This is a genomic window from Bilophila sp. 4_1_30, assembly GCF_000224655.1.
GTDB classification, from domain to species: domain Bacteria; phylum Desulfobacterota; class Desulfovibrionia; order Desulfovibrionales; family Desulfovibrionaceae; genus Bilophila; species Bilophila wadsworthia.
Window position 1 is genome coordinate 410291 of sequence record NZ_JH114233.1, and the last position, 22250, is coordinate 432540.

Genomic DNA, 22250 nt, shown 5'->3' on the forward strand with positions numbered 1-22250 from the left:
GGTCGGCGGCGTGACCCCCGGGCGGGGCGGGCAGTCCACGCTCGGCGTGCCGGTGTTCGATTCGGTGAGGCAGGCCGTCCGCGAAACCGGGGCCGACGTCAGCGTGGCGTTCGTGCCCGCGGCGCTGGCGGCGGACGCGGCCTGTGAAGCGTCGGAGGCGGGCATAAGGCTCGTGGTGGTCATCGCCGAGTACGTCCCGGTTCTGGATATGGTGCGGGTGAAAGCCTTCTTCTGGGAACGCGGCACGCTGCTCGTGGGCCCCAACTGCCCGGGAATCATCAGCCCCGGCAAGTGCAAGGTCGGGATCATGCCCGGCTACATCCACCGCCCCGGCAGCGTCGGGCTGGTGAGCCGCTCCGGGACGCTGACCTATGAGGCCGTGCACCAGCTCACGGCGGCGGGGCTCGGGCAAAGCTCTTGTGTCGGCATTGGCGGCGACCCCATCCACGGGCTGAGCTTCGTGGACCTGCTCAAGCTGTACGGAGACGACCCGGAAACCGAGGCCGTGTGCCTCATCGGGGAAATCGGCGGCGACGCCGAGGAGCGCGCGGCCGAATATATCCGCTCAAGCCGCTATCCGAAACCGGTATTCGGGTTCATTGCGGGTCTGACCGCCCCACCCGGAAAGCGCATGGGCCATGCCGGGGCCATCATCAGCGGCACGTCGGGCCGGGGCGAGGACAAGATCGCGGCCTTTGAGGAGGCTGGCGTAACCGTCATCCGTGAACTCGGCTCCTTCGGAAGCGTCGTTGCGCAAAAGCTGCTTTGAGCGGAGAGCTTTGTCGCCGTCAGCAAGGTTCGACTTCTTTCCCATTACGCATGGGGGCAAGGCTTCCCGAGACGCTGGCTCCCCCGCTCCGTGAAGGGATGGCACTATCCGGGCTTTCATTGTTCCGCTTCTTGCCAACCTTTTCACGGTCGGCACCGAATACGGCTCCACGTCTGCTGCTTGCCGTTCTTTCCCTGAAATGGAGGAAAGTGTCCATAAACGGCATAGTGTTTTTCAACTGCCTTGATTCTATGCAAAGAATAAAACTGTCCATGGAATTGAAGTATGGTTCTTGAACACATCCATTCAAGACTAAAGATACCTAGCAAAAATATAAAAAGAACCGCCGAAAATGTCCATATGATAAGTATATGGTATGAAAATTTCGGAAAAAGATTTTATTAGTATTCTTTGACGCTCATTCTTTATGTGATTTTTTTATTCAGATTGATCAAGTGAGCGTTTTACATTAACAATCATTATAAGGAATAATGTCTCTTCAATAATCCTTGCAGGAGAGGCAGAGCCTTTCTTTATACCTTTTTATAACGCCCTTTATGCGGCTTTGAGCGGCATTGCTGGACGTTTTCCTTACGGTGCAGGCTATCCTGCCCCATTCTGGCCGCAGGGGGGTGAGCTTCCGAGGATGCCAGCCTCGACAGTTTTTTGTGATCCGACGACATACTTCCCGTTTCAATGCGAAAGGAGTTCTTCATGGATCAGCAGATTGAACAGAAAATCGTAGAGCGTGGGCAAGAATTCTTCAACAGCATCAGCGGAGAGGCCCCTTCCATCTTCAACAAGGGCTGGTGGACTGGAAAAGTCATGGACTGGTCCATGAAAAACGAGGACTTCAAGGTGCAGTTGTTCCGCTTCGTGGACGTGCTGCCCTACCTGAACACCTCGGAATCCCTGTTGCGGCATATCCGCGAGTATTTCGCCTCCAGCGGCTCCGAAGTGCCCTCAGTCCTGCGCTGGGGCGCGGGGAAGGCCGGGCTCGGCGGCGCGCTGACCGCCAAGATCATGGGCGGGGCCATCCGTTCCAACATCGAGAGTATGGGCCGCCAGTTCATCATCGGCCAGAACGTCAAGGAGGCGATGGGAGGGCTGGCCAAACTGCGCAAGGACGGCTTCGCCTTTACCGTCGACCTGCTCGGCGAAGCCTCGGTCAACGAGGAGGAAAGCGACGCCTATGCCGCCGGTTACCATGAGGTACTGGACGCGCTGGCGGAGGAGCAGAAGAAATGGCCCGCCCTGCCCGGGAACGGGCCTGACAACGGGATGGATTGGGGATCCATGCCCAAGGTGAACATTTCCATCAAACCTTCGGCCCTCTATTCACGGGCGAACCCCGTAGCGCTGGAGGATTCCGTGGAAGGCATCTACCGGCGGCTGGCCCCTCTCTACCAGAAAACCATCGATATGGGCGGGTTCATGTGCATCGACATGGAACAGCTCAAATACCGCGAGATCACCGTAGAGCTGTTCAAGCGCCTGCGTTCCGCCCCGGAATTCCGCCACTATCCGCATCTTTGCCTTGTCCAGCAGGCCTATCTGAAGGATACGGAACAGGCCGTCAGCGATCTCATCGCTTGGGCCAGAAAGGAAAAGCTGCCCATCGCCCTGCGGCTGGTCAAGGGGGCGTATTGGGACGCGGAAACCGTGCTCGCGAAGCAGTGCGACTGGCCCGTCCCGGTGTGGACGCACAAGCCCGAAAGCGACATGGCCCATGAGAAAATTTCCCGCCTCATCCTCGAGAACCACGATATCGTCTATTTCGCGTGCGCATCGCACAACGTGCGCAGCATCGCGGCGGTCATGGAGTATGCGCGGCAGTTGGACGTCCCCGAAGAACGTTATGAATTTCAGGTGCTCTACGGCATGGCCGAACCCGTGCGCAAGGGTCTGCGCAACGTGGCGGGCCGTGTGCGCCTCTATTGCCCCTACGGAAAGCTGATCCCCGGCATGGCCTACCTCGTGCGCCGCCTGCTGGAAAACACCGCCAACGAATCCTTCCTGCGCCAGAGCTTCGCGGACGGCGCGGCGGTCGAGCTGCTGATGGAAAACCCAGCCGTCACGCTGGAACGTGAATTCGCCGCCCGGCAGGAGAAGGCACCGCCAAAGGAGGAAGGGCCCTTCCCGCCGTTCAGGAACGAGGCACCGGTGGACTTCACCATCCCTGAAAAGCGGAAGGCGTATGCGCAGGGCATCGCCGCGGTACGCGCGGCGGAGGGCCGGACCCTGCCGCTCTACATCGACGGCAAGGATGTGGTCACGGAAACCCTGCTGCCGACGGTCAACCCCGCCGATCCCGGCGAAGTGCTGGCCCAAGTATGCCAGGCGGGCCGGGAAGAGATCGACCGCGCCCTTGCCGGGGCCAAGGCCGCCTTCCCCGCGTGGCGCGACACCCCGCCGCTGGAACGTGCGCAGTACATGCACAAGGCCGCCGCCGTGGCCCGGCGGCGTATCTACGAAATGGCGGCGCTCCAGACGCTGGAGGTCGGCAAGCCTTGGGAACAGGCTTACGGCGACGTGGGCGAGGGCATCGACTTCCTCGAATACTACGCCCGCGACATGCTCCGCCTCAGCGTGCCCCGGCGCATGGGCCGCGCGCCCGGCGAGCACAACGTCCTGTTCTACCAGCCCAAGGGCGTTGCCGCCGTCATCGCGCCGTGGAACTTCCCCTTCGCCATTGCGATGGGCATGGTTTCGGCCGCAATCGTCACCGGGAACCCGGTGGTGTTCAAGCCTTCGTCCCTGTCCTCGGCCATCGGCTACAATCTTGTGGAAATCTTCAAGGAAGTGGGGCTCCCCGCCGGGGTCTTCAACTATTGCCCCGGCCAGAGCTCCGTCATGGGCGACTATCTGGTGGAACACCCGGACATCAGCCTCATCTGCTTTACCGGTTCGATGGATGTGGGCCTGCACATCGTGGAAAAGGCGGCCAAGGTGCAGCCGGGCCAGCGGCAGGTCAAGCGGGTCATCGCGGAAATGGGCGGCAAGAACGCCACCATCGTGGACGACGACGCCGACCTTGACGAAGCCGTGTCGCAGGTCGTGTATTCGGCCTTCGGCTTTCAGGGGCAGAAGTGCTCGGCCTGCTCGCGCGTGATCGTGCTCGACGCCATCTACGACACTTTTGTCCAGCGTCTGGCATTGGCGGCGCAATCCCTGCGGATCGGCCCCGCCGAGACCCCGGAGAACTTCCTTGGCCCGCTGGCCGACGCTTCCCTGCAAAAGAACGTGCTCGAATACATCGAGATCGCCGAAGCCGAGGGGAAGACGCTCGTCAAGCGCTCCGATCTGCCGGACAAGGGCGCGTATGTGCCGTTGTTGATCGTTGAGGATGTCATGCCGGAACACCGCATTGCGCAGGAAGAGGTCTTCGGTCCGGTGCTCGCCGTGATGCGGGCCAAGGATTTCGACGAGGCCCTTGAGCTTGCCCTGTCCACACGCTTCGCCCTGACCGGGGCCGTGTTCTCACGCAGCCCTGAAAACCTCGCCAAGGCGCGCGAAAAGTTCCGGGTGGGCAACCTTTATCTCAATAAGGGCAGTACCGGCGCGATGGTGGGCCGTCAGCCCTTCGGCGGGTTCAACATGTCGGGCGTCGGTTCGAAGACGGGCGGCCCCGACTACCTGATCCAGTTCATGGACCCGCGTTGTGTGACGGAAAATACCATCCGGCGCGGCTTCACGCCCATCGCCGAAGACGACGACTGGGTATAGCCGGAAAAGATGCGGGCGTGCCCATGCCGCCTTCAGGGGAGTATGGGCACGCCCCGGAATGGAGCCGCACCGCCGGATCGGGCGGGTAACGCTTCCCGCAACAGGGCTAAGGGGCTATAGGCCGCTTGAGCGCGGCACTCTGCTTAGAGGAAGGGCGGCGGATGCCGGGGCATGGCAGCGTAGGAGGGAAGGGCCCTCGAGGAAGGAATAAGGACTTTTTTTGCCTGTAAGAAGGTTGCTGGGCAAACCAAAAGCGGAACGCCATATCGCGTTCCGCTTTTGGTTTGCCCGGTGGGGGCTCAGTTTTCTTGCCCGTTTTCCTGCCCACCGCCAAGGTAGGCCGCCTGCACGTCCGGATTGGCGAGCAGCGCTTCCGAGGCGTCTTCCATGACGACCCTGCCCACTTCGATGACGTAGCCGCGCGAGGCGAGCTTCAGGGCGGCGCGGGCGTTCTGCTCCACGAGGATGACGGTCACGCCCTGGCGGTTGATCTTGCGCACGGAGTCGAAGATCGAGCGCACCAGCAGCGGCGCAAGGCCGAGGGACGGCTCGTCGAGGAGCAGCACCTTGGGGTCGGCCATGAGCGCGCGGGCGATGGCGAGCATCTGCTGTTCGCCGCCGGAGAGGGTTCCGGCAAGCTGTCCTTCCCGTTCCGCGAGGCGGGGGAAGAGGTCGAATATCCATTTCCGTATCTTGGCGGAACGGCCTCTGTCCTTGCTCGTGAAGGCCCCCAGATCGAGGTTTTCCCGTACGGACAGGGTACCGAAGACGCGCCGCCCTTCCGGGGACTGCGTAATGCCCAGCCGCACGATTTCATGGCTCGGTATGGTGTGCAGGGGCCTGCCCTGAAAAAGGATGCTTCCTCCGCTCGGTTTCCTCAGCCCGCTGATGGTCGTGAGCGTAGTGGTTTTCCCCGCCCCGTTGGCGCCGAGGATGGTGACGATCTCGCCTTGTTCGACGTGTACGCTGATGCCGTGCAGCGCTTCCACTTTGCCGTAGCTCACGCGCAGGTCGCGCAATTCCAGATAGGTGGTGGCCTCGCTCATACGACTCCTTCGGGGCGTTCCCCTGTCCCGCCCGCGGCGGGGTGGCCTCGGCGCGCATCCGCGCCGGGGCGGTTTCGCTTGGGGGCGGCACGCCGGTTCAAAACATGCGCTGCCCCGGGAAAACAGGCTGTTCCCTCCGCAGCGTCAACAGCCCCTAGTCTTCCGCGCCGAGGTAGGCCTCGATGACCCGCGGGCTTCTCTTGATCTCGGCGGAAGTGCCTTCGGCGATAAGGGCCCCGTTTTCCAGCACGACGATCTTTTCGCAGACGCGCATGACAAGGTTCATGTCGTGCTCGATCAGCAGGATGGTGATGCCCCGCTTCTGGATGGCCTTGATGAGCAGCATGAGATCCGCCGTTTCCTGATCGTTCATGCCCCCGGCCGGCTCGTCGAGGATGAGGAAGCGCGGCTCCGAGGCCAGCGCCCGCGCGATCTCCAGCAGGCGCTGGCTGCCGTAGGCAAGGTTCCCCGCAAGGTTGGCGTACTGGTCGTCCAGCCCGACGAAGGCCAGCTCGCGCATGGCGCGTTCCACGGCCTGCCGTTCCTCGCTGCGCTGCGCGGGGGTCGGAAGAGGGAGGGGAACAGCCCCGCCCGCATACGGCAATGGCATCCCGCCAGCACGTTCTCAAGGACGCTCATGTCCTGGAACAGCCGGATGTTCTGGAACGTCCGGGCGATGCCCAATTCCACGATCTTGTGGGTGGGCCTGCCGGTAATGTCCTTCCGATCGAAGATGACCTCGCCGGAGTCGGGGCGGTAATTGCCGGTGATGATGTTGAACGTCGTGGTCTTCCCGGCCCCGTTGGGGCCGATCAGCCCGACGATGCTGGCTTCGTCCACGCTGAAGGTGACGCTGTTCATTGCCACCAGCCCGCCGAAGGTCTTCAGGAGGTTGCGCAGGATGAGCAGGCTCATAATGCCTTCTCCCGTGCGGGTTCGGCCCGTTGCACGCCTCGGGGGAACCGGCCGACAAGGAACCGGGCGTTGTAGAACCTGCGTCGCGGCGGGAGCAGCCCCTGCGGGCAGATGATCATCATGACCATCATGGCCGCGCCGAAGATGAGCATACGGGCGCTCTCGAACTCCCGGAACACGTCTTGGAGCCCGATGAGCAGGAACGCGCCGAGCACCACGCCCGCGATGCTGCCCGAACCGCCCAGAATCACGATGGCGAACAGGATGACCGATTCGTAGAAATTGAACGATGTCGGCTCGATGGTTCTGATATTGGCCGCGAACAGCGTGCCGACCATGCCCGCCCAGAATGCGCCCACGGTGAAGGCCATGAGCTTGTACCGGGTCACGTCGATGCCGCAGCCCGATGCCGCGAGATCGTCGTAACGGATGTAGTTGAGCGCCCTGCCGAAGCGGGAATGCTCCAGCACGTAGAACAGGAACATGGTCAGGATGGTGAAGGTCCAGATGAGGTAGAACTGGCGCTTGGGCGACGAGAACACCATCCCGAACAGCGAAGGCCGGGCGATGCCGTAAATGCCGTTCGCCCCTCCCGTCAGCCCGAAGAGGTTGTTCGTCAGGGCGATGCGCACGATCTCCACGATGCCGATGGTGACGATCAGCAGGTAGTCCCCGCGCAGGTGGATGATGGGCTTCGCCAGCACGAAGGCGAAGATCGCGGCCAGCACCCCGGCTATGGGCATGGTGGCGAAGACGGGCCAGTGGTACACGGTGTTGAGGATCGCGGTCGTATACGCACCCATGGCGAAAAAGGCCGTATGCCCCATGTGGAACAGGCCCGTCTGCCCGAGGATGAGGTTGAGCGAGAGGGCCAGCGCCGCATAGATGCCGATCTTGTTCAGCATGTCGAGCTGGGCGATGCCGCCCCCGCCGAGCCCCGCCAGTTCGAGGATCGTGGGCACGCAGGCCATGACGAGGCAGAAGATGCCGCCCGCCACGGGGTAGAAATACCGTTTTGAAAAAAGAGAGTCGCTCATATCTTCTCAGCCACCCTTTCCCCCAGCAGACCTGTGGGGCGGAAAATGAGGATAAGGATGAGCACAAGGAAGGCTATGGCATCCTTCCATGCGATGGACACGTAGGCCGCGCCCATGGCTTCGAGCACGCCGAGCAGGATGCCCCCCACCATCGCGCCGGGGATGTTGCCTATCCCTCCCATGATGGCCGCCGTGAACGCCTTGAGGCCGAAGCTGAACCCCATGTCATAGGTGATCTGGCCGTAATACAGCCCCATCATGACCCCGGCGGCCCCGCCGAGCGCCGGGCCGATGAGGAAGATCATCGAGATGATGTTGTCCACATTGATGCCCATGAGCTTGGCTGTGTCCTGATCGATGGCGACGGCGCGGATGGCCGTCCCGATGCGGGTATGGTTGATGAACCCGTACAGCAGGAGCATCAGCACCACCGTGCCCACGAACATGACGATGCGCATGAGCGGGATGTCCACGCCGAGCAGACTGACCGCCACGGAAGGCAGGATGCCGTTCGGGTACACCTGGCTCCGCGCGCCGTAGACCAGCATGATGGCGTTGGAAAAGAAGATGGATGCGCCGAGGGCCGACACCACGGCGGCGAGCCGGTTGGCTCCGCGCAGGGGCCGGTAGGCCACCCGTTCCAGCAGGTAGCCCACGACGGCCACCAGCCCCATCGACATGACGATGAGCGCCCCGCCGACGAGGATGCCGCTCATCTTGCCTTGCAGCCCGAGCGAAAACAGGAGGGTCAGGCCGAGGTAGGAGCCCAGCGTGAAGAGATCCCCGTGGGCGAAGTTGATAAGCCGCAATACGCCGTAGACCATAGTATAGCCAAGCGCGATGAGGGCGTAGATGCCCCCGACGGCGAGTCCGTTGGTCAATTGATGAAAAAATTCTTCCATACTGTTGACACCCCCTGAGCTAGAGGTGGCGAAGGGCGCGCGTCCCCCTAGGAGAGAGGGGACGGAGGGGCCTCCGGAAAGGCGGCAATGCCCGTGCGGTGGGAAGAAGGCCCGGAAGTTCCGGGCCTTCGGAAGGATGTCTTACTTGGGCTGGAGGATGAATTCGCCCTTGGCATTCACTTCATAGAGGCGGTAGAGGTCGCCCACGCGGTCGCCCTTTTCGTCAAAGGATATCTGGCCGGTGAAGCAGTCGAGGTTCTTCAGATCGTTGTGGAGGTAGCCCGCAATGGCGGCGGGGTCGGGGCCCTTGGCCTTGATCGCGGCGATGAGCACGTTGTAGGCATCCCCGGCGAGCACGGACCAGATGGAACTGGGCAGGCTGTGGTATTTCGCCTCGTACGCCTTGAGGAACGCCTTGGCCATCGGGGTGTCGATGTCCGCGGGCATGATCGGGGAAATGAACCGATACCCGGCGGCCGCGTCCCCGGCGATCTTCACGAGGTCCGTGTTGTTGGTGGCGTCGCCGCCGATGATGGGCACGGCCCACTTCATCTCCTGCATCTGGCGCAGCAGCAGGCCCGCTTCAGGGTAGTAGCCCGTGAACAGGATGGCGTCCGGCTTGACGCCCTTTATCTTGGTCAGGATGGCGGAATAGTCCCGCTCGCCCGGTACCAGCGCGTCAAAAAAGACGATGTCCGCACTTTTCTTGTCCAAGATGCGCTGCTTGGCCTCGTCCGCGAGCCCCTTGGCGTAGGCGGAATTGTCGTGCAGGATGGCGACCTTTTTGAAGCCGAACTTCGCCAGCGTGCTCTGGGCCACACGGCCCTGCTCGTCGTCGCGCGGGCAGGTGCGGAAGAAGCGCTTCATTCCCTTGGCGGTGAGCCGGATGGATGTGGAGCCGGTACCGATCTGCACGATCCCCGCTTCGTCGTAAATGTCCTGCGAGGCCTCGGTCACGGCCGAGCCGTACGTCCCGATGGCGGCACACACGTCGGCGGCGACCAGCCTGCTGGCGGCGGTTGCGGCGGAGCGCGGCGTGGAGCCGTCGTCCTCTATGACAAGCTGCACCTTGTTTCCGTTGATGCCTCCGGCCTTGTTCAGCTCTTCCGTCATGAGTTCGCAGATTTTCTGCATGTCCTGCCCCTCGCTGGCGAAGGCCCCGGTAATCGGCGCCATGAGGCCGATTTTGATGGGGGCGGCAAAGGCGAATGAACTGCACAACATCGCGGTAGCCACTGCGGCGACTATACCCATTCGTTTCTTCATGCTGTCCTCCTTGGAGGAAATGTAAAGATGAGCAATGCGGAATACGCGACCGAGGATCGACCTCCTTTAACAGGTGTTGGAGGGTGAAAAATACGTAAAATCAGGTGAGTGGTACGTCGGATGGTACCAAGTCCGACGAGGATGCTGCCGTGCGGATACACCGCAGTGAAGAAGGGGATATCCCGAAAGGGAAGAGACGGGCCGTAAGATTCCTTGAATAGCCTATTCCAGACAGAGGAATCCTCTCTATGGTAACCTAGTACAATCGAATATTCTGTGCAATAAAAAGAAAAAAATCACATTGTGATGAGCATATTGCATCACTTTTACGTTTTACAAAGACGCATTAAAGTATTTTTTTGCCTTTTGTAAACATGGTGCAATCCGTAATAAACATCTATTTTCTGATACGGCGCAGGCCCATGCGGAAAAATGGCCTGTAGTGAATTGTCTTTGGCAGAACGTTATAACCGCGTACAGGCAGAGACCCGGGTACGATGTCCTCTGACCAAGAAAAAACGGAGAGCCTCCCGGTGGGCGAAGGCTTTTGGGCTTGGGGCGGGCGTGTGCATCAGGAAAATAAAAACAGTGAAGAACGATGCGGGGGATAGCCCTATGCGGCTTATGCCTATACTCCCCATTATGAACAGAATATATTGCGGAGTGTGGATGAGTTCATCATCCCTGTTAGGGGTAGGAACGGGAAATGAGAACGAAAAATTGGGTAATGAGTAAGTATTGGAATACAGGTAATATATTGATGGTTTTCAGTAACAATTACCCAAAAATACATTTGATATTTATCAATATATACAGCCATCATAATGTATAATTATAATATGTCTTATTTAAACATAGCAAGTATATAAACTATTGTATGAACCATCCACAACTGATATGCAGTGAAAGGCTATAAGTAATTTTACTAGATAATACATAAGTATTTATAACTATTTTTAATATACAAACTATGCATATAGATAAAAGGCCGTTTTTGTATCATCTGCACTTTATTGCATTGACTGTTCCCTCATAACCACGTGAATGGTATTCCCCAAAAACAGCAAGCCCCGTACCGAATTCATCATGCGGGGCTTGCTGTTTTTGCGAGGAATCGGGTGAGTCAAAGTATACCGGAGAGGCCCACTATCAGATGGGTGGACGTTCCTGTTTTTGAAAGGATTACCGTTGCCCTCGGGATTTGGGCGATGCCTTGCTTTTCTTTGCTTTCGGGGGGACGGAACTATCCGGCTGCGGCCTGACGGGGATAACGCCGGGTATAGCGGAAGCTGCGGGGGAAACCGGCGCGTTTGCCCCGAACTCCGCAATGAAAATCTGCCAGACGGTCACGAACAGCACGGCGAGTGTGGGGCCCGTGACGAAGCCGTCCATGCCGAAAAAGACGAATCCCCCCAGCGTGGACAGCAGCACGAGGAAGTCCGGCAGCTTGGTGTCCCGGCCGACGAGCAGCGGGCGGAGGATGTTGTCGGCGAGGCCGATCACGGTGGAACCGTACGCCAGCAGAATGCCGCCGTCCCAGTAGTCGCCCGTGAGCAAAAGGTAAATCGCCACAGGCCCCCAGACGAGCGCCGCGCCCACAACCGGGATCAGCGCCAGCGCGGTCATGACCACGCCCCACAGGAGTGCCGCGTGGATGTCGAGGAGCCAGAAGATGACCCCACCGAGCGCGCCCTGCGCGGCGGCAACGAGGAGGCTGCCCTTCACCGTCGCCCGCGTGACTTCGGCGAACTTGCGGAAAAGCAGCTTTTCGCGGTGATCCCCGAAGGGCAGGGCCTTGATGAGGAGTTCCTGTATCTTGGTGCCGTCCATGAGCAGGAAGAAGGCAATGTAGAGGACGAGCGCCAAGTTGGTCAGGAATCCCAGCGTGTTCTCGCCTAGGGTGACGGTGTTCCTGGCGAGAAAGCTGCTGGCGGAAAGAGCCGCCTTGGTCAGAAGGCTTTTGATGCGCTCGAGGTCGTACCCGGCGTAGTGGAGCCAGTCTTGGAGGAACGGATAGGAATCCTTGATTCGGTCGATGTAGCCGACGAAGGAATTCTGATCGGAGTGCAGCCTTTGATAAAGGAGGGTTGCCTCAACAACACAGTTATAGAGGATGTACGAGAGGGGTATGATGATCAGGACAAGGCAGAGTAGGATAGTTATGAATGCCGATAGGATACGTCCCATTCTCCATTTTTCGGCAATGGTTTTGTAGACGGGATGGAATAGGATGCCGATCGTCGCCGCCCAGAAGATGACGTCGAAGAAGGGCAGCATCATCCAGAGAAAAAGGGCCGTGACGCCGATAAGCAAGGCCAGAAAAGCACAGTCTTCCGTTTTCCGATTGGCTGTCAGCATGGTCTCACAAGGGTTGGGGGGTGGCAGAGGGGGGGGGCGGCTGGAAAAACCGCCCGTACGGAGCGGAAACCCAAACCATTTTTCTCTATTGCTGGCAACAGGTCAATCCATGAAACGGCAACACACGCCGCAGGATTGTGCCGTATAACGTGCCCCGTTCGGCAACAATGAAAAAGGCTGTGTGCTGAGTATAGGCCATTTACGCAATGTGACAATTGTTGTCACACAAATGTCATGCACTTGTTGGGTTGTCATTGCCACGTTGGACTGAAGGCTGTCGTCGGCCTTCCCGCATCCATCACATAGGAAGCCCACCGATAGAGGGAAGGGCAAGTGCACACTGGATGTAGGGATGGCTGCGCCCTTGTCCAAACCGATCGTGATGCATGAGGATCCCGTCCATCCCTTTCGAGCGGCGTTCAGTCCTCGACGATTTCTTCGGCGTGGGCGAGCAGGTGGAGCGGGTTGCATATCGTGATTTGGCGGTGGGCGATGGTTATCAGGCCCGCTTTGTGCAACTTCTGGAGCAGGTCGCTGACTGTGGGCTGCGTTGAGCCGGTCATGGAGGCGAGCTGTTCCTGGGAGATGCGGACCGGGAGTGCGACGGGCTTGGCCCATGCCTCGGCATCGGGCAGCAGGTCGTACACAAGCGAGATCAGCAGTTTGATGAGGCGGCTCATGACGCTTCCCGTGGCGAGATTGCTGAGCCTGTCGCCAAGATAGCGGACCCGGCTGCCCAGCATGGTGATCACACGGCGGGCCAGCACGTAGTCTTCCGCGAGCAGCCGATCGAATTCCACGCTCGGCATCACGTAGAGTTCCGTGGGCATCAGCGTTTGCGCGTTGGCCCGGCGGGGGAAGGCGTTCAACACTTCCGAGAGGCCGAACAGTTCTCCGGGGCGGCGTAAAAAGAAGATGGATTCCTTGCCCGAATCTGTAATGCTGAAAATACGGACAAGCCCGGAAGCGACATAAAAACAGGAGTCGCCTGTGTCGCCTTCAAAGAAGACGATGTCGTTTTTGGGAAGCGTCTTGCGGATGGCGCGCTGTAAGAAGCGCTGCCGCTGTTCTTCCAACCCGGCAAAAAAATCCCGATCCTGCAAATACCACAGATTTTCCATTACACCCCCAAAACAACGCGGCCCCTCCGCGTATGACGGACGGGCCGCGTTGATGAGAGCGCGTCCTGGCTAGCGGAGCCGGTTGACGTATTTGTATACGGACTCCCGACCGTGAATATCCCGGCACTTCCAAGTGATGCTGTCTTTCCCCATGATCGGCCGCAGTGTGGCCTTGTAGTAGCCTAACTGATAGGGAATCCGGGTTTCCAGAGCCCCGTAGGGGCAGGCCTTGACGCAGGACATGCAGTCCCAGCACTCATTCGTCGCGCGGCAGTAAGCCTTGCCGTTTTCAGGGGAAACCGCCATGAGATCGCCGGGGCAGGCCCGCTCGCAGCAGGATTCCGCGCTCCCGGCGCATCCGGTGCATTTCCGTGTATCAACTTTAGGTGGCATGGTAAACCTCTGGTTCGTTTTTCTCAGTAACATCAAGCGGTATGGCGATCGCCGGGGATGATCTGCTCATACGGGCGGGTAAACGTGGACACTTCGCCCGTCGCCGGGTCCCTGCGGCTTTCGATGAAGCAGTCGAAGTGCGCGTCGTCGCGCTCGGGGTAGTCGGAACGCGTCTGCCAGCCGGCCCAACGGGTTTCCTTGCGGGCCTTGAGGTGGTGCACCACGGCTTCGGCCACGTCCACACGATCGATGGTTTCCATCGCCTGCATCAGTTCGTGGCTGTCCGTGGCGCGGAGATAGCGGAACTGCGATTGCAGCACCGCGATATGGCGCAGGGCGTAGTCGAGGCGTTCCTCGTTGGTGCGGTAAAACTGGCTGATGCCGCCCGCGTACTCATCCATCAGGCGTTGCAGGCGTTCCTTCATTTCGACGGGACGGATGCCCTCCTCGTCACGGGAAAGCAGCGGGGCGTATACCCGTTCCATTTCCCCCTTAACCTGCGCCTCATCAAGGGGCGGTAGATCCAGACCCTCCATGTAGGCCACGGCCCCACGCGCGGCGAGCTTGCCCTCGGCGCAGCAGCCCCCGACGAATTTGTTGGGATTGCCGCCAGCCGTCTCCCCGGCGGCGAACAGGCCGGGCACGGTCGTCATGCGTCGCATGTCCACCCAGAACCCGCCGCCGGTGTGCCCGCCGAGGATGTAGGGATCGGAGCCGTAAATCTCGATGGGCTCCTTGGTGACGTCCTGCCCCCGGCTGGCGAGGAACAGCACAAAGGAAGGCCGCTCGTTGAGGTAGTCCTCCATCATGGCCTTGCTGTTTTCCGGGGTCAGGTGCGTGGTGTCGCAGTAGCACGGCCCGCGCCCGGCAAGCCACTCCTCCATGGGCGCGTTGGCCCGGATGTAGCGCGGCGCGGCGTCGCCGCCGAGCGCGGCATAGCGGCTCATGACCCGTTCGCCCTTGGCGTTGACGATCGGCGCGCCGTAGCCCACGGAAATGGTATCGACCGGCCCGCAGAAATCCTTCGTCCGGGTGGCGACCCATCGCTGTTCCAGGCTCGTCAGCTCCGCGCCCTGCCGGAAGCCCATGGCGTATCCTGATCCCACGCAGTAGGGGCACATCCATATCTGGGCGCCGCTGTCCGTGGAGTCCGCCGTATAGGACTTGTACAGCGTGCCCGCGCCGCCCGTGGCCATGACCGTAGCCTTCGCCCGGAACACGTAGAATTTCCCGTCGCGGACGCCGAGGCCCATCGCCCCGACACAGCGGCCCCCGTGCATGAGCAGCCCGGTGCCCGCGACGCGGTTGTACACGTCGGCGCCGCTCTCGAGTGCCTTTTCCGCCATGATCGGTTTAAGCTGCTCGCCGTGGATGGAAATGTCCCATTTGCCGCGGTAGCGCACGTTCCCGTCCCCGTCTCGCAGGATGGGCAGGCCCCAGCGTTCGAGGTCTTCCACGGACTCGTTCAGCTCCTTGGCATTGGAAAGGGCGAGATCCTCGCGGAGCGGTCCCCCTCCCACCTGCGCACGGCTCCACCGGACCAGATCTTCAGGCGTCTTCCCTTTGGGGATGTACGTGTTGATGGCGTCCATGCCTGCGGAACAGGCGCCGGAACGCATGATCTCCGCCTTTTCCATGATCACGACCTTGAGCGAGGGATCAAGCTTCGCCGCTTCCGTCGCCACGAAACACCCGGCGTTGCCGCCGCCGATGATCAGGAGATCGCATGTGACGACCTGCATTTCGATGTCTGACAACTGTTTCGGATGGAAAGGGTGCATCCGACTGGCTGCAATATTGGCCATAGTGGTTCTCCTGAAGACGATCTTTGAATGTGGTATCCATCTGGAGGCTAAGATACGGGCATACCTTCCTCTGTTCTATCAGTCAGGGAATAGTTTTCCGGACGGCGTTACTTTTTCCTGCCCGTAGCCAGCACCGACTTCCCGATGATGAAAAAGGTCATGAGCATCAGGACGACCGCCACCGGCCGCGTCAGGAACATGTACGGGTCCTGCTCCGAGGCGATGATTACCTGCTGGAGCGAGGTTTCCCAGATCGGGGCGAGGATGAAGCCGATGATTAGGCAGATGAAGGAATAGTCGAACTTGCGCATGAAATAGGCCAGCAGCGAGAAACAGAGCATCAACGTCACGTCGAAGACGGCGTATTGGGCGAGGTAGGCCCCCATCACGCATGTGAAGATAATGATCGGGTACAGAATGACCGAGGGGATCTGCACCACCTTGCAGAACAGGCGCAGGCCGAGCCGCCCCACGCCGAGCAGGAACAGGTTGGCGATGATCAGGCTCCCGTAGATGGCGTAGATGAACTGGGCGTTCTGCTCGAACATGAGCGGGCCGGGGATCATGCCGTGGACGACGAACGCGCCGATGAGCAGCGCCGCCGCCATGTTGCCGGGGATGCCGAGGGTGAAGAGCGGGATGAGGCTGGACGCAACCACCGCGCTGTTGGCGGATTCGGAAGCTGCGATGCCCTCAAGCCTGCCCTTGCCGAAGGTTTCTGGCTCCTTTGAGTGCTTCACGGCCTGATCGTAGGCGAAAAAGGAGGCGACCGGTGCACCGAGCCCCGGCAGCGCGCCCACGACGGTCCCGGCGATGGAAGACCGGATGAGCGTCTTGAGGCACTCCACGTATTCCTTCAGCGTGATGAAGCGATCCTCGGGCTTGGAGGAAAAGGTGATCACCTCGCGGGCTTCCTTGCGGCCGAGCTGTTGCTCAAGCTGGATGATGATTTCCGAAAAGGCCAGCATCCCGATGCCCACGGGGATCAGGGAGATGCCCCTCTCAAGCGGGACGATGTCGAAGGTCAGGCGGGGCAGAGCCGAGACGGGCTCGATGCCCACCGTCCCGAGCAGCACGCCGAGGGTGGCTGCGATGAAGCCCCTGAGCAGGGAACGGGTGCCCAGCCCCGCGATGATGGTCATGGCCATGCAGATGAGTGCGAAAATTTCCGGCGGCCCCATATAGAGGGCCACGGCCGCCAGAGGCGCGGCCACGAGGATGAGTACCAGCGTCGCGAAGGCGTCGCCCGTCACCGAGGCGTACAGCGCCATCCGGAGAGCCTTTTCGCCTTTGCCCTGCTTCGCCAGAGGATAGCCGTCCCATGTGGTCGCCGCGGATTCCGGGGTGCCCGGCGTATTCAGCAGCACGCCGGAAATGGAGCCGCCGAAGAATGCGCCCTTGTTGAGGCCGACGAGGAAGCCGATGGCCGCCACCGGGGACATATAATAGGAAAGGGGGATGCACAGGGCAATGGCCATGGGACCGTTGACGCCCGGGATGGCCCCCGCGATCATGCCCGCGATGACGCCGAGCAGCACGAACAGCAGGTTGGCGAGCTGCAAGGCCTCGGAGAGCCCGGCAAGAATCATATCCAGCATAGTCTTGATCCTTTGAGGAAGGAGGTCAGGGCATGGGGACGCCAAGCCCGAAACGCATGATCGCATACACGAGAAGCACGGGGGCGACGGCGACGAGCGTCATGGGGAGCCACCGCCGCTGCCCGCAGCCTATCTGGATGACGACCATGAACGCGATCCCGGCGGGAAGGAAGCCGAACAGCGACATGGCTGGCATCAGCAGCGCGCACGGGATCAGGAAGCAGGCCAGATGCCCCCACCGGACGGCTGTTTGCCCGCCTCTGCCGGATTTTTCGGCCTTCCGCCGCGAGAGGGCCGCCCGCCCCAGCCCGAGCAGGGACAGCGCCAGCATGAACCCGGCAGCAATGTCGGGGAGCAGGGAAGCGGGGACGCCGTACCCCGGATATTCCGGCGTATAGGCGGGGATGATCCAGATGAGGAGATAGGCGCTCGCCGCCGCGACGACGCCGTAGGCCAACGTATCCCTCTGCAATTCGGTCATAGGAGACTCCTGTGAAAATGGGGCACGCCGGGGGCAGCCGCGTCCCGCTGCAAGCGATCCGGGGCGGGTTTGCATCGAACGGGCATCCGTTCCCCGAGCGGAGCCGCCCCGGACCGCGTGGGGAACCCGTTTCCGGGCGCGGGCGTCCGTCCGGATCGCCCGCGTTTTGAAGTCGTCAGCGGGCTGCCTGTGCCGCGTACCGCTTGGAGGCTTCTTCCATGTACTGGGCGGCGTGCGCCATGCCGAACTCCACGGGCCGCATACGCAGCTTTTCGACGGCGAATCCGGAAAACGCCTTATCCCGCTTCAAGTCGTCCAGCGCGGCCTCTAGGCGTTGCAGCACTTCGTCGGGGAGCCCCTTGGGAGCAGCGAGGACCACGTACATCTCGATGGACTCGTCCCATCCCTGTTCGCGCAGCGTGGGGATATCGGGAAGCTCGGCAAGGCGAACCGGCGTGGACGCCGCCAGACAGCGGATCTTCCCGCTCTGCACGTAATCGAACAGGATCGCGCCTGTATGCCCCAGATCGGCATGCCCGCCCATGACCGCCGAAATAACGGAAGGCCCGCCGGAACTGGGCATGAGCGACAGCTTGACGCCTTCCCGCTCGGCGATGCGCTTCATGGCGTCGCGGTCATCCGAGCCCTGGAACATATACGTGAGGCCCTTGCCTTCCTTCTTGGCCCAAGTGAAGGCCTCCTTCAGCGTCTTCCAGGGGCGATCGGGAAGGCAGATGATCCCGCTCTGGTTCAGCCCGAGCAGGGTGAGGAACTGAAAATCCCCGAGCCCGTACTTGGTGCGGACGAAGTGGGGGGAATAGGTGAACGCCGCGGTCGCGGAAACGCCAAGCGTGTAGCCGTCCGCCGGGGATGACGCCAGCTCGGTGGCCATGACGCTGCCGTGTGAGCCGCCGGGGACGTTACTGACCAGCACGGGCTGTCCGAGGCTGGCCTTTAGTTTTTCGGCCACGGCTCTGGTCAGCAAATCGATCTGCGCCCCCGGCTTGGTCATCGTCAGCATCTTGATCGGATGATCCGGATATGTTCCCGCATGGACAAGCGGGGCGCAACACAGGCTCAGCAATACGGCGGCACAAAGACGGAACGCTGGAAACCTACGCATGATGTTTCTCCTCATCGTTGGATGTTGTCGGCCGGAAACCGTACGGGACAGGTTACCCCATTTTTGGAAAAAATACATATCATGCTGCAATCAGAAAGACTTGTATGCAATAAAGGATACGCCGCGTCCTTTTGATTGGCGCACGGCAGGCCGCCCGGATTCCGGGGGCTCGCCCTTGTCCGCACCCTAGCAAAAGTGGAGGTGGCTTCCATAAGCTGGATGATAAATTGTGAAAAAAATGTTTAGCCTGGGGCGGCGCAGGATACCCTTTTTGAAATATATTCCTTTTAATTTCAAATAGATAAAATAATATAAGAAAGCGACAAGACAAAGCGTTCCCATGCGGAAGACTCAAGCTGAGGATTCCTCGTCCCCTATAGCGTGAATGAGTTTCTTTATGGACCGAATAACGCCTCCAAACGCCTACGGTATGGAACTCCCGTTGCAGCTGAAGTGCCGTTTGAGGAATGCTGAACGTATTTCTACCCCTCACGCCTAGGGGATTTTCCGGGCCGCTTTCAGGAAAACCCCCGATACCTTCCATGCCGCCGCTCCGGTAGAACGTCACCATGTGGAAAAAAGAACGTGCCGTTCCGGGCACGCCACGAGGAGCGAGCAATGGACAGAAAGGTATTCTACAACGGAACGATCCTGACCATGCAGGCCGAAGGGCATACGGTTGAGGCCGTATACACCATTGGCGACAGGATCGCCGCAATCGGGAACCGTGACGACGTGTTCCGCCAGATTACGGACGACACCGAACGCGTTGACCTTGAGGGCAAAACCCTCATCCCCGGCTTCATCGAATCCCACGCGCACGTCACCGACTGGGCGGAATGCGAATTTCTCCAGTTCACCTGCTACCATATCAAGAACATCGCCGAGCTTCAGGACATGATCCGCGAGAACGCCAAGACCAAGAAGGCGGGCGAATGGGTCATCGGGTACGGTTATAACGACAGCATGGTCGCCGAGATGCGGCACCTGGAGCGCGCGGACATCGACGCAGCCTGTGCCGACCATCCGGTCTTCGTCATGCACGGCAGCGGGCACCTCGCCTATGTCAACTCGAAGGCGCTGGAAATCTGCAACATCCATGCGGACACGCCGATCCCCGCAGGCGGGCAGGGCGAAATCCACCTCGGCGCGGACGGCCTCCCGAGCGGCCTGCTCATCGGACAGGCGTACAATCTCGCCCTGAGCGTCATCCCCAAGTACACCGTCGAAGAATATAAGGGCGCATTCCGCAAGGGCATCGCCGCCGCCAACGCCAAGGGCGTATGCAGCATCGGGGACGGCTCCATCGGCTACATGGGCAACCAGTGGCAGCTCCTCCGGGCTTTTCATGAGCTGGAAAAGGAAGGCGACCTCAATCTGCGCTTCTACCTCGTGATCATGGATTACGGGTACATCCCCTTTATGGAAGGCGGTCTGGTGACCGGGTTCGGTTCGGAAAGCCTTCAACTCGGCTCCATCAAGCTGCTGCTCGACGGCTCGATTCAGGGCCGCACCGCCAGCGTCAAGGAACCCTACCTCGGCACCGACGAAAAGGGGCTCCTTCACCATACCCCGGAAGATTTGCAGGCCCGCGTGGAGCGATACCACCGGGGCGGATGCCAAATCGCCATCCATACCAACGGCGACAACGCCATCGAGGAAGCCATCAACGCCATAGAGAAGGCGCAGGCGGCCTATCCCCGCCCGGACGCCCGGCACATGCTCATCCATTGCCAGATGGCGTCCGAGGAACAGCTCGACCGCATGGCGAAGCTCGGCATCATCGCCAACTTCTTTGTCGGGCATGTGCATGTGTGGGGCGACCTGCACCGTGACAGATTCATCGGCGAACGCGCGTTGCGCATGGACCCGGTCGCCAGCGCCAAGAAGCGGAATATGCCGTTCTGCCTCCACACCGACCTCCCGGTGACGCCCCTTGATCCCATCCTCAGCATGTACGCCGCGACCGCCCGCCGCACCAAGAGCGGGAAGATCCTCGGCGAAGATCAGCGTGTTTCCGTTTACGACGCCCTGCGTGCATGGACCGTAAACGCCGCGCATTCGATGTTTGGTGAAACGGTGAAGGGGAGTATCCGCGAAGGCTACCTCGCCGACCTCGTCATCCTGTCCCAAAATCCGCTGGAAACGGCCCCTGACGACCTGCTGGACGTGCAGGTTGTGCAGACCGTCGTCGGCGGCAAGACCGTATACCGCGCCTAACCCATTCAGGAGCCCATCATGTCGAATTTCCTCAAGTACATGCGCCTGTTCGCGCTCGGCATCACCTTCTCGTCGTCCATGGCTCTGCCGTATGTGCAGATCAAGTTTTACGACGTGTTCCGCGAAGCCACCCAAGCCAGCAACAACGAACTCGGCCTGCTCATGACCATCTTTACCGCGGTCAGCATGGCTCTCTATATCCCCGGCGGGGTGCTCGCGGACCGCGGGTCTCCAAAGAAGCTCCTGCTCCTTTCGTTGATCATGATGTGCGGCCTGAACGCCTACTTTGCCTTCCATACTTCCTACGGCGCGGCACAGCTCATCTGGGCGTTGCTCGCCATTGCCGCGAACACGGTTCAGTGGCCTACGCTGATCAAGGCCATCCGCGACACCGGCAGCAGTGAGGAACAGGGCCGCATGTTCGGCACCTTCTACGGCACCACCGGTATCTTCTCTTCCATTATCGGATTCGTAGGTGCTTGGATTTACTCCAATGGTTCGAGCAACATCGAAGGCTTCCACCTCATGCTCCTCGGGCAGTCCGCCTTCTGCGCCGTCGCCGCCGTCGCCGTCGGCTTCTTCGTGGAAGACAAGACCCCGTACAACAACAATGTCCCCGCGCCGAAGGAGAACCCCTTCAAGAGCGCGCTTACTGTCATGAAGCTTCCCGCCGTGTGGATGATGGTCGTCCTGATCTTCTGCGGCTACGGCATGTACATCGGCATCACCTACATGACCCCCTACACCACCAACGTCCTCGGCGCGTCCATCGCCTTCGGCGCCGTGCTCGGGACCATCCGCGCCTTTGGCCTGCGCGTCCTGACCGGACCCTTCAGCGGCTATATTTCCGACAAGATGGGCTCGGCCGCAAAGATTCTCGCCATCTGCTTCTTGGTCATCATCGGGATGCTGTTCGTCATCCTCTCCCTGCCCAAGGGCACGTCCAACGCCGTGATCATCCTGCTCACCATGATGTTCAGCTTCTTCGGCCTCGTCATCTACACGACCATGTTCGCCTGCATGGAAGAAGTCAGCATCCCGCCCCAGTACACCGGCATCGCGGTCAGCGTCATCAGTCTCCTCGGCTACCTGCCTGACGGCCTGTTCCCCCCCCTGTTCGGCCACTGGCTCGACGTGTACGGCAATCAGGGCTACTCGGTCATCTTCTACTTCCTCGCTGGCATCAGCCTTCTCGGGTGCTGCGTCGCCATCGTCATCTACCGCAAGGGACGCGCGCTCCGTTCCGGTCAGCTTGAAGTCGAAGCAGGGAACGAAGCTCAGGTTACGGCCTAAAAAAGTGAACCGAGGGAGGGGGAAGGTGACCCTTTAAAAAGATCATCTTCCCCCTCCCCGAACCTCCTCAGTCTTTTTTATCGAATCCCTGACAATATTCGTTCTTTTTTTAAATTATTACAACTAAATAGAATATTTTGCCAAGAAAATACGGAAATTCCCCATAACATAAACGCCCGGATGCATTCTCCCCCTTG

General features: G+C 60.3%; 15 protein-coding genes and 1 pseudogene. 4 read left to right on the forward strand and 12 right to left on the reverse strand.

All coding sequences use genetic code 11. The features are described from left to right. A partial coding sequence (sucD, locus tag HMPREF0178_RS13785) for a succinate--CoA ligase subunit alpha (RefSeq protein WP_009368650.1) occupies positions 1–769 on the forward strand: 769 nt, incomplete at its 5' end. Positions 770–1483: 714 nt separating this feature from the next. Then, positions 1484–4495 carry a proline dehydrogenase family protein gene (locus HMPREF0178_RS13790; RefSeq protein ID WP_009368651.1) on the forward strand — a complete coding sequence of 1004 codons (3012 nt, stop codon included), beginning with the start codon at positions 1484–1486 and terminating at the stop codon, positions 4493–4495. A gap of 299 nt (positions 4496–4794) precedes the next feature. Here HMPREF0178_RS13790 and HMPREF0178_RS13795 read toward each other — a convergent pair whose 3' ends face one another. The 12 genes and pseudogenes from HMPREF0178_RS13795 to HMPREF0178_RS13850 form a co-directional block, all read right to left on the reverse strand. Next, a complete protein-coding gene (locus HMPREF0178_RS13795; RefSeq protein ID WP_005024597.1) occupies positions 4795–5541 on the reverse strand; it encodes an ABC transporter ATP-binding protein in 747 nt (248 codons plus the stop codon). Between the two features lie 154 nt (positions 5542–5695). After that, positions 5696–6456, reverse strand: a pseudogene (locus HMPREF0178_RS13800) (ABC transporter ATP-binding protein). Then, positions 6453–7493, reverse strand: a complete 1041-nt coding sequence (locus HMPREF0178_RS13805; protein ID WP_009368653.1) for a branched-chain amino acid ABC transporter permease — start codon at positions 7491–7493, stop codon at positions 6453–6455. Before HMPREF0178_RS13805 ends, HMPREF0178_RS13800 begins: the two are co-directional and overlap by 4 nt. Continuing rightward, on the reverse strand, positions 7490–8395 hold the full coding sequence (locus tag HMPREF0178_RS13810) for a branched-chain amino acid ABC transporter permease (RefSeq protein WP_009368654.1): 906 nt from the start codon (positions 8393–8395) through the stop codon (positions 7490–7492). The genes HMPREF0178_RS13805 and HMPREF0178_RS13810 overlap by 4 nt, the downstream gene beginning before the upstream one ends. 141 nt (positions 8396–8536) lie before the next feature. Continuing rightward, positions 8537–9661 carry a branched-chain amino acid ABC transporter substrate-binding protein gene (locus tag HMPREF0178_RS13815; RefSeq protein ID WP_009368655.1) on the reverse strand — a complete coding sequence of 375 codons (1125 nt, stop codon included), beginning with the start codon at positions 9659–9661 and terminating at the stop codon, positions 8537–8539. 1182 nt (positions 9662–10843) lie between these two features. Continuing rightward, the gene (locus HMPREF0178_RS13820; protein ID WP_009368656.1) at positions 10844–12019 is read right to left on the reverse strand and encodes an AI-2E family transporter; all 1176 of its coding nucleotides are present in this window, start codon (positions 12017–12019) and stop codon (positions 10844–10846) included. Positions 12020–12438: 419 nt separating this feature from the next. Beyond that, positions 12439–13140, reverse strand: a complete 702-nt coding sequence (locus tag HMPREF0178_RS13825; RefSeq protein ID WP_009368657.1) for a Crp/Fnr family transcriptional regulator — start codon at positions 13138–13140, stop codon at positions 12439–12441. A 69-nt stretch (positions 13141–13209) separates the two neighbouring features. After that, complete coding sequence (locus HMPREF0178_RS13830) at positions 13210–13533, reverse strand: 4Fe-4S binding protein (protein WP_009368658.1); 324 nt, start codon at positions 13531–13533, stop codon at positions 13210–13212. 32 nt (positions 13534–13565) lie between these two features. Next, entirely contained in the window at positions 13566–15338 is a 1773-nt protein-coding gene (locus tag HMPREF0178_RS13835) for an adenylyl-sulfate reductase subunit alpha (protein WP_009368659.1), read from the reverse strand. A 107-nt stretch (positions 15339–15445) separates the two neighbouring features. Further along, positions 15446–16936 carry a tripartite tricarboxylate transporter permease gene (locus HMPREF0178_RS13840; protein ID WP_009368660.1) on the reverse strand — a complete coding sequence of 497 codons (1491 nt, stop codon included), beginning with the start codon at positions 16934–16936 and terminating at the stop codon, positions 15446–15448. Positions 16937–16961: 25 nt separating this feature from the next. Next, on the reverse strand, positions 16962–17417 hold the full coding sequence (locus HMPREF0178_RS13845; RefSeq protein WP_009368661.1) for a tripartite tricarboxylate transporter TctB family protein: 456 nt from the start codon (positions 17415–17417) through the stop codon (positions 16962–16964). A gap of 175 nt (positions 17418–17592) precedes the next feature. Then, entirely contained in the window at positions 17593–18540 is a 948-nt protein-coding gene (locus tag HMPREF0178_RS13850; protein ID WP_009368662.1) for a tripartite tricarboxylate transporter substrate binding protein, read from the reverse strand. A 618-nt stretch (positions 18541–19158) separates the two neighbouring features. On the opposite strand from HMPREF0178_RS13850, the gene HMPREF0178_RS13855 reads away from it, so the two are divergent. Continuing rightward, positions 19159–20760, forward strand: coding sequence for an amidohydrolase (locus HMPREF0178_RS13855; RefSeq protein ID WP_009368663.1), 1602 nt, complete (start codon positions 19159–19161; stop codon positions 20758–20760). 18 nt (positions 20761–20778) lie between these two features. Beyond that, a complete protein-coding gene (locus HMPREF0178_RS13860; RefSeq protein ID WP_009368664.1) occupies positions 20779–22053 on the forward strand; it encodes a nitrate/nitrite transporter in 1275 nt (424 codons plus the stop codon). The last annotated feature ends 197 nt before the right edge of the window (positions 22054–22250 follow it).

Coding starts and splice junctions, on each gene's coding strand:
- HMPREF0178_RS13815 (WP_009368655.1), bottom strand. CDS start 9,661: ATGAAGAAACGAATGGGTATAGTCGCCGCAGTGGCTACCGCGATGTTG.
- HMPREF0178_RS13835 (WP_009368659.1), bottom strand. CDS start 15,338: ATGGCCAATATTGCAGCCAGTCGGATGCACCCTTTCCATCCGAAACAG.
- HMPREF0178_RS13860 (WP_009368664.1), top strand. CDS start 20,779: ATGTCGAATTTCCTCAAGTACATGCGCCTGTTCGCGCTCGGCATCACC.
- HMPREF0178_RS13795 (WP_005024597.1), bottom strand. CDS start 5,541: ATGAGCGAGGCCACCACCTATCTGGAATTGCGCGACCTGCGCGTGAGC.
- HMPREF0178_RS13825 (WP_009368657.1), bottom strand. CDS start 13,140: ATGGAAAATCTGTGGTATTTGCAGGATCGGGATTTTTTTGCCGGGTTG.
- HMPREF0178_RS13820 (WP_009368656.1), bottom strand. CDS start 12,019: ATGCTGACAGCCAATCGGAAAACGGAAGACTGTGCTTTTCTGGCCTTG.
- HMPREF0178_RS13790 (WP_009368651.1), top strand. CDS start 1,484: ATGGATCAGCAGATTGAACAGAAAATCGTAGAGCGTGGGCAAGAATTC.
- HMPREF0178_RS13830 (WP_009368658.1), bottom strand. CDS start 13,533: ATGCCACCTAAAGTTGATACACGGAAATGCACCGGATGCGCCGGGAGC.
- HMPREF0178_RS13845 (WP_009368661.1), bottom strand. CDS start 17,417: ATGACCGAATTGCAGAGGGATACGTTGGCCTACGGCGTCGTCGCGGCG.
- HMPREF0178_RS13840 (WP_009368660.1), bottom strand. CDS start 16,936: ATGCTGGATATGATTCTTGCCGGGCTCTCCGAGGCCTTGCAGCTCGCC.
- HMPREF0178_RS13855 (WP_009368663.1), top strand. CDS start 19,159: ATGGACAGAAAGGTATTCTACAACGGAACGATCCTGACCATGCAGGCC.
- HMPREF0178_RS13850 (WP_009368662.1), bottom strand. CDS start 18,540: ATGCGTAGGTTTCCAGCGTTCCGTCTTTGTGCCGCCGTATTGCTGAGC.
- HMPREF0178_RS13810 (WP_009368654.1), bottom strand. CDS start 8,395: ATGGAAGAATTTTTTCATCAATTGACCAACGGACTCGCCGTCGGGGGC.
- HMPREF0178_RS13805 (WP_009368653.1), bottom strand. CDS start 7,493: ATGAGCGACTCTCTTTTTTCAAAACGGTATTTCTACCCCGTGGCGGGC.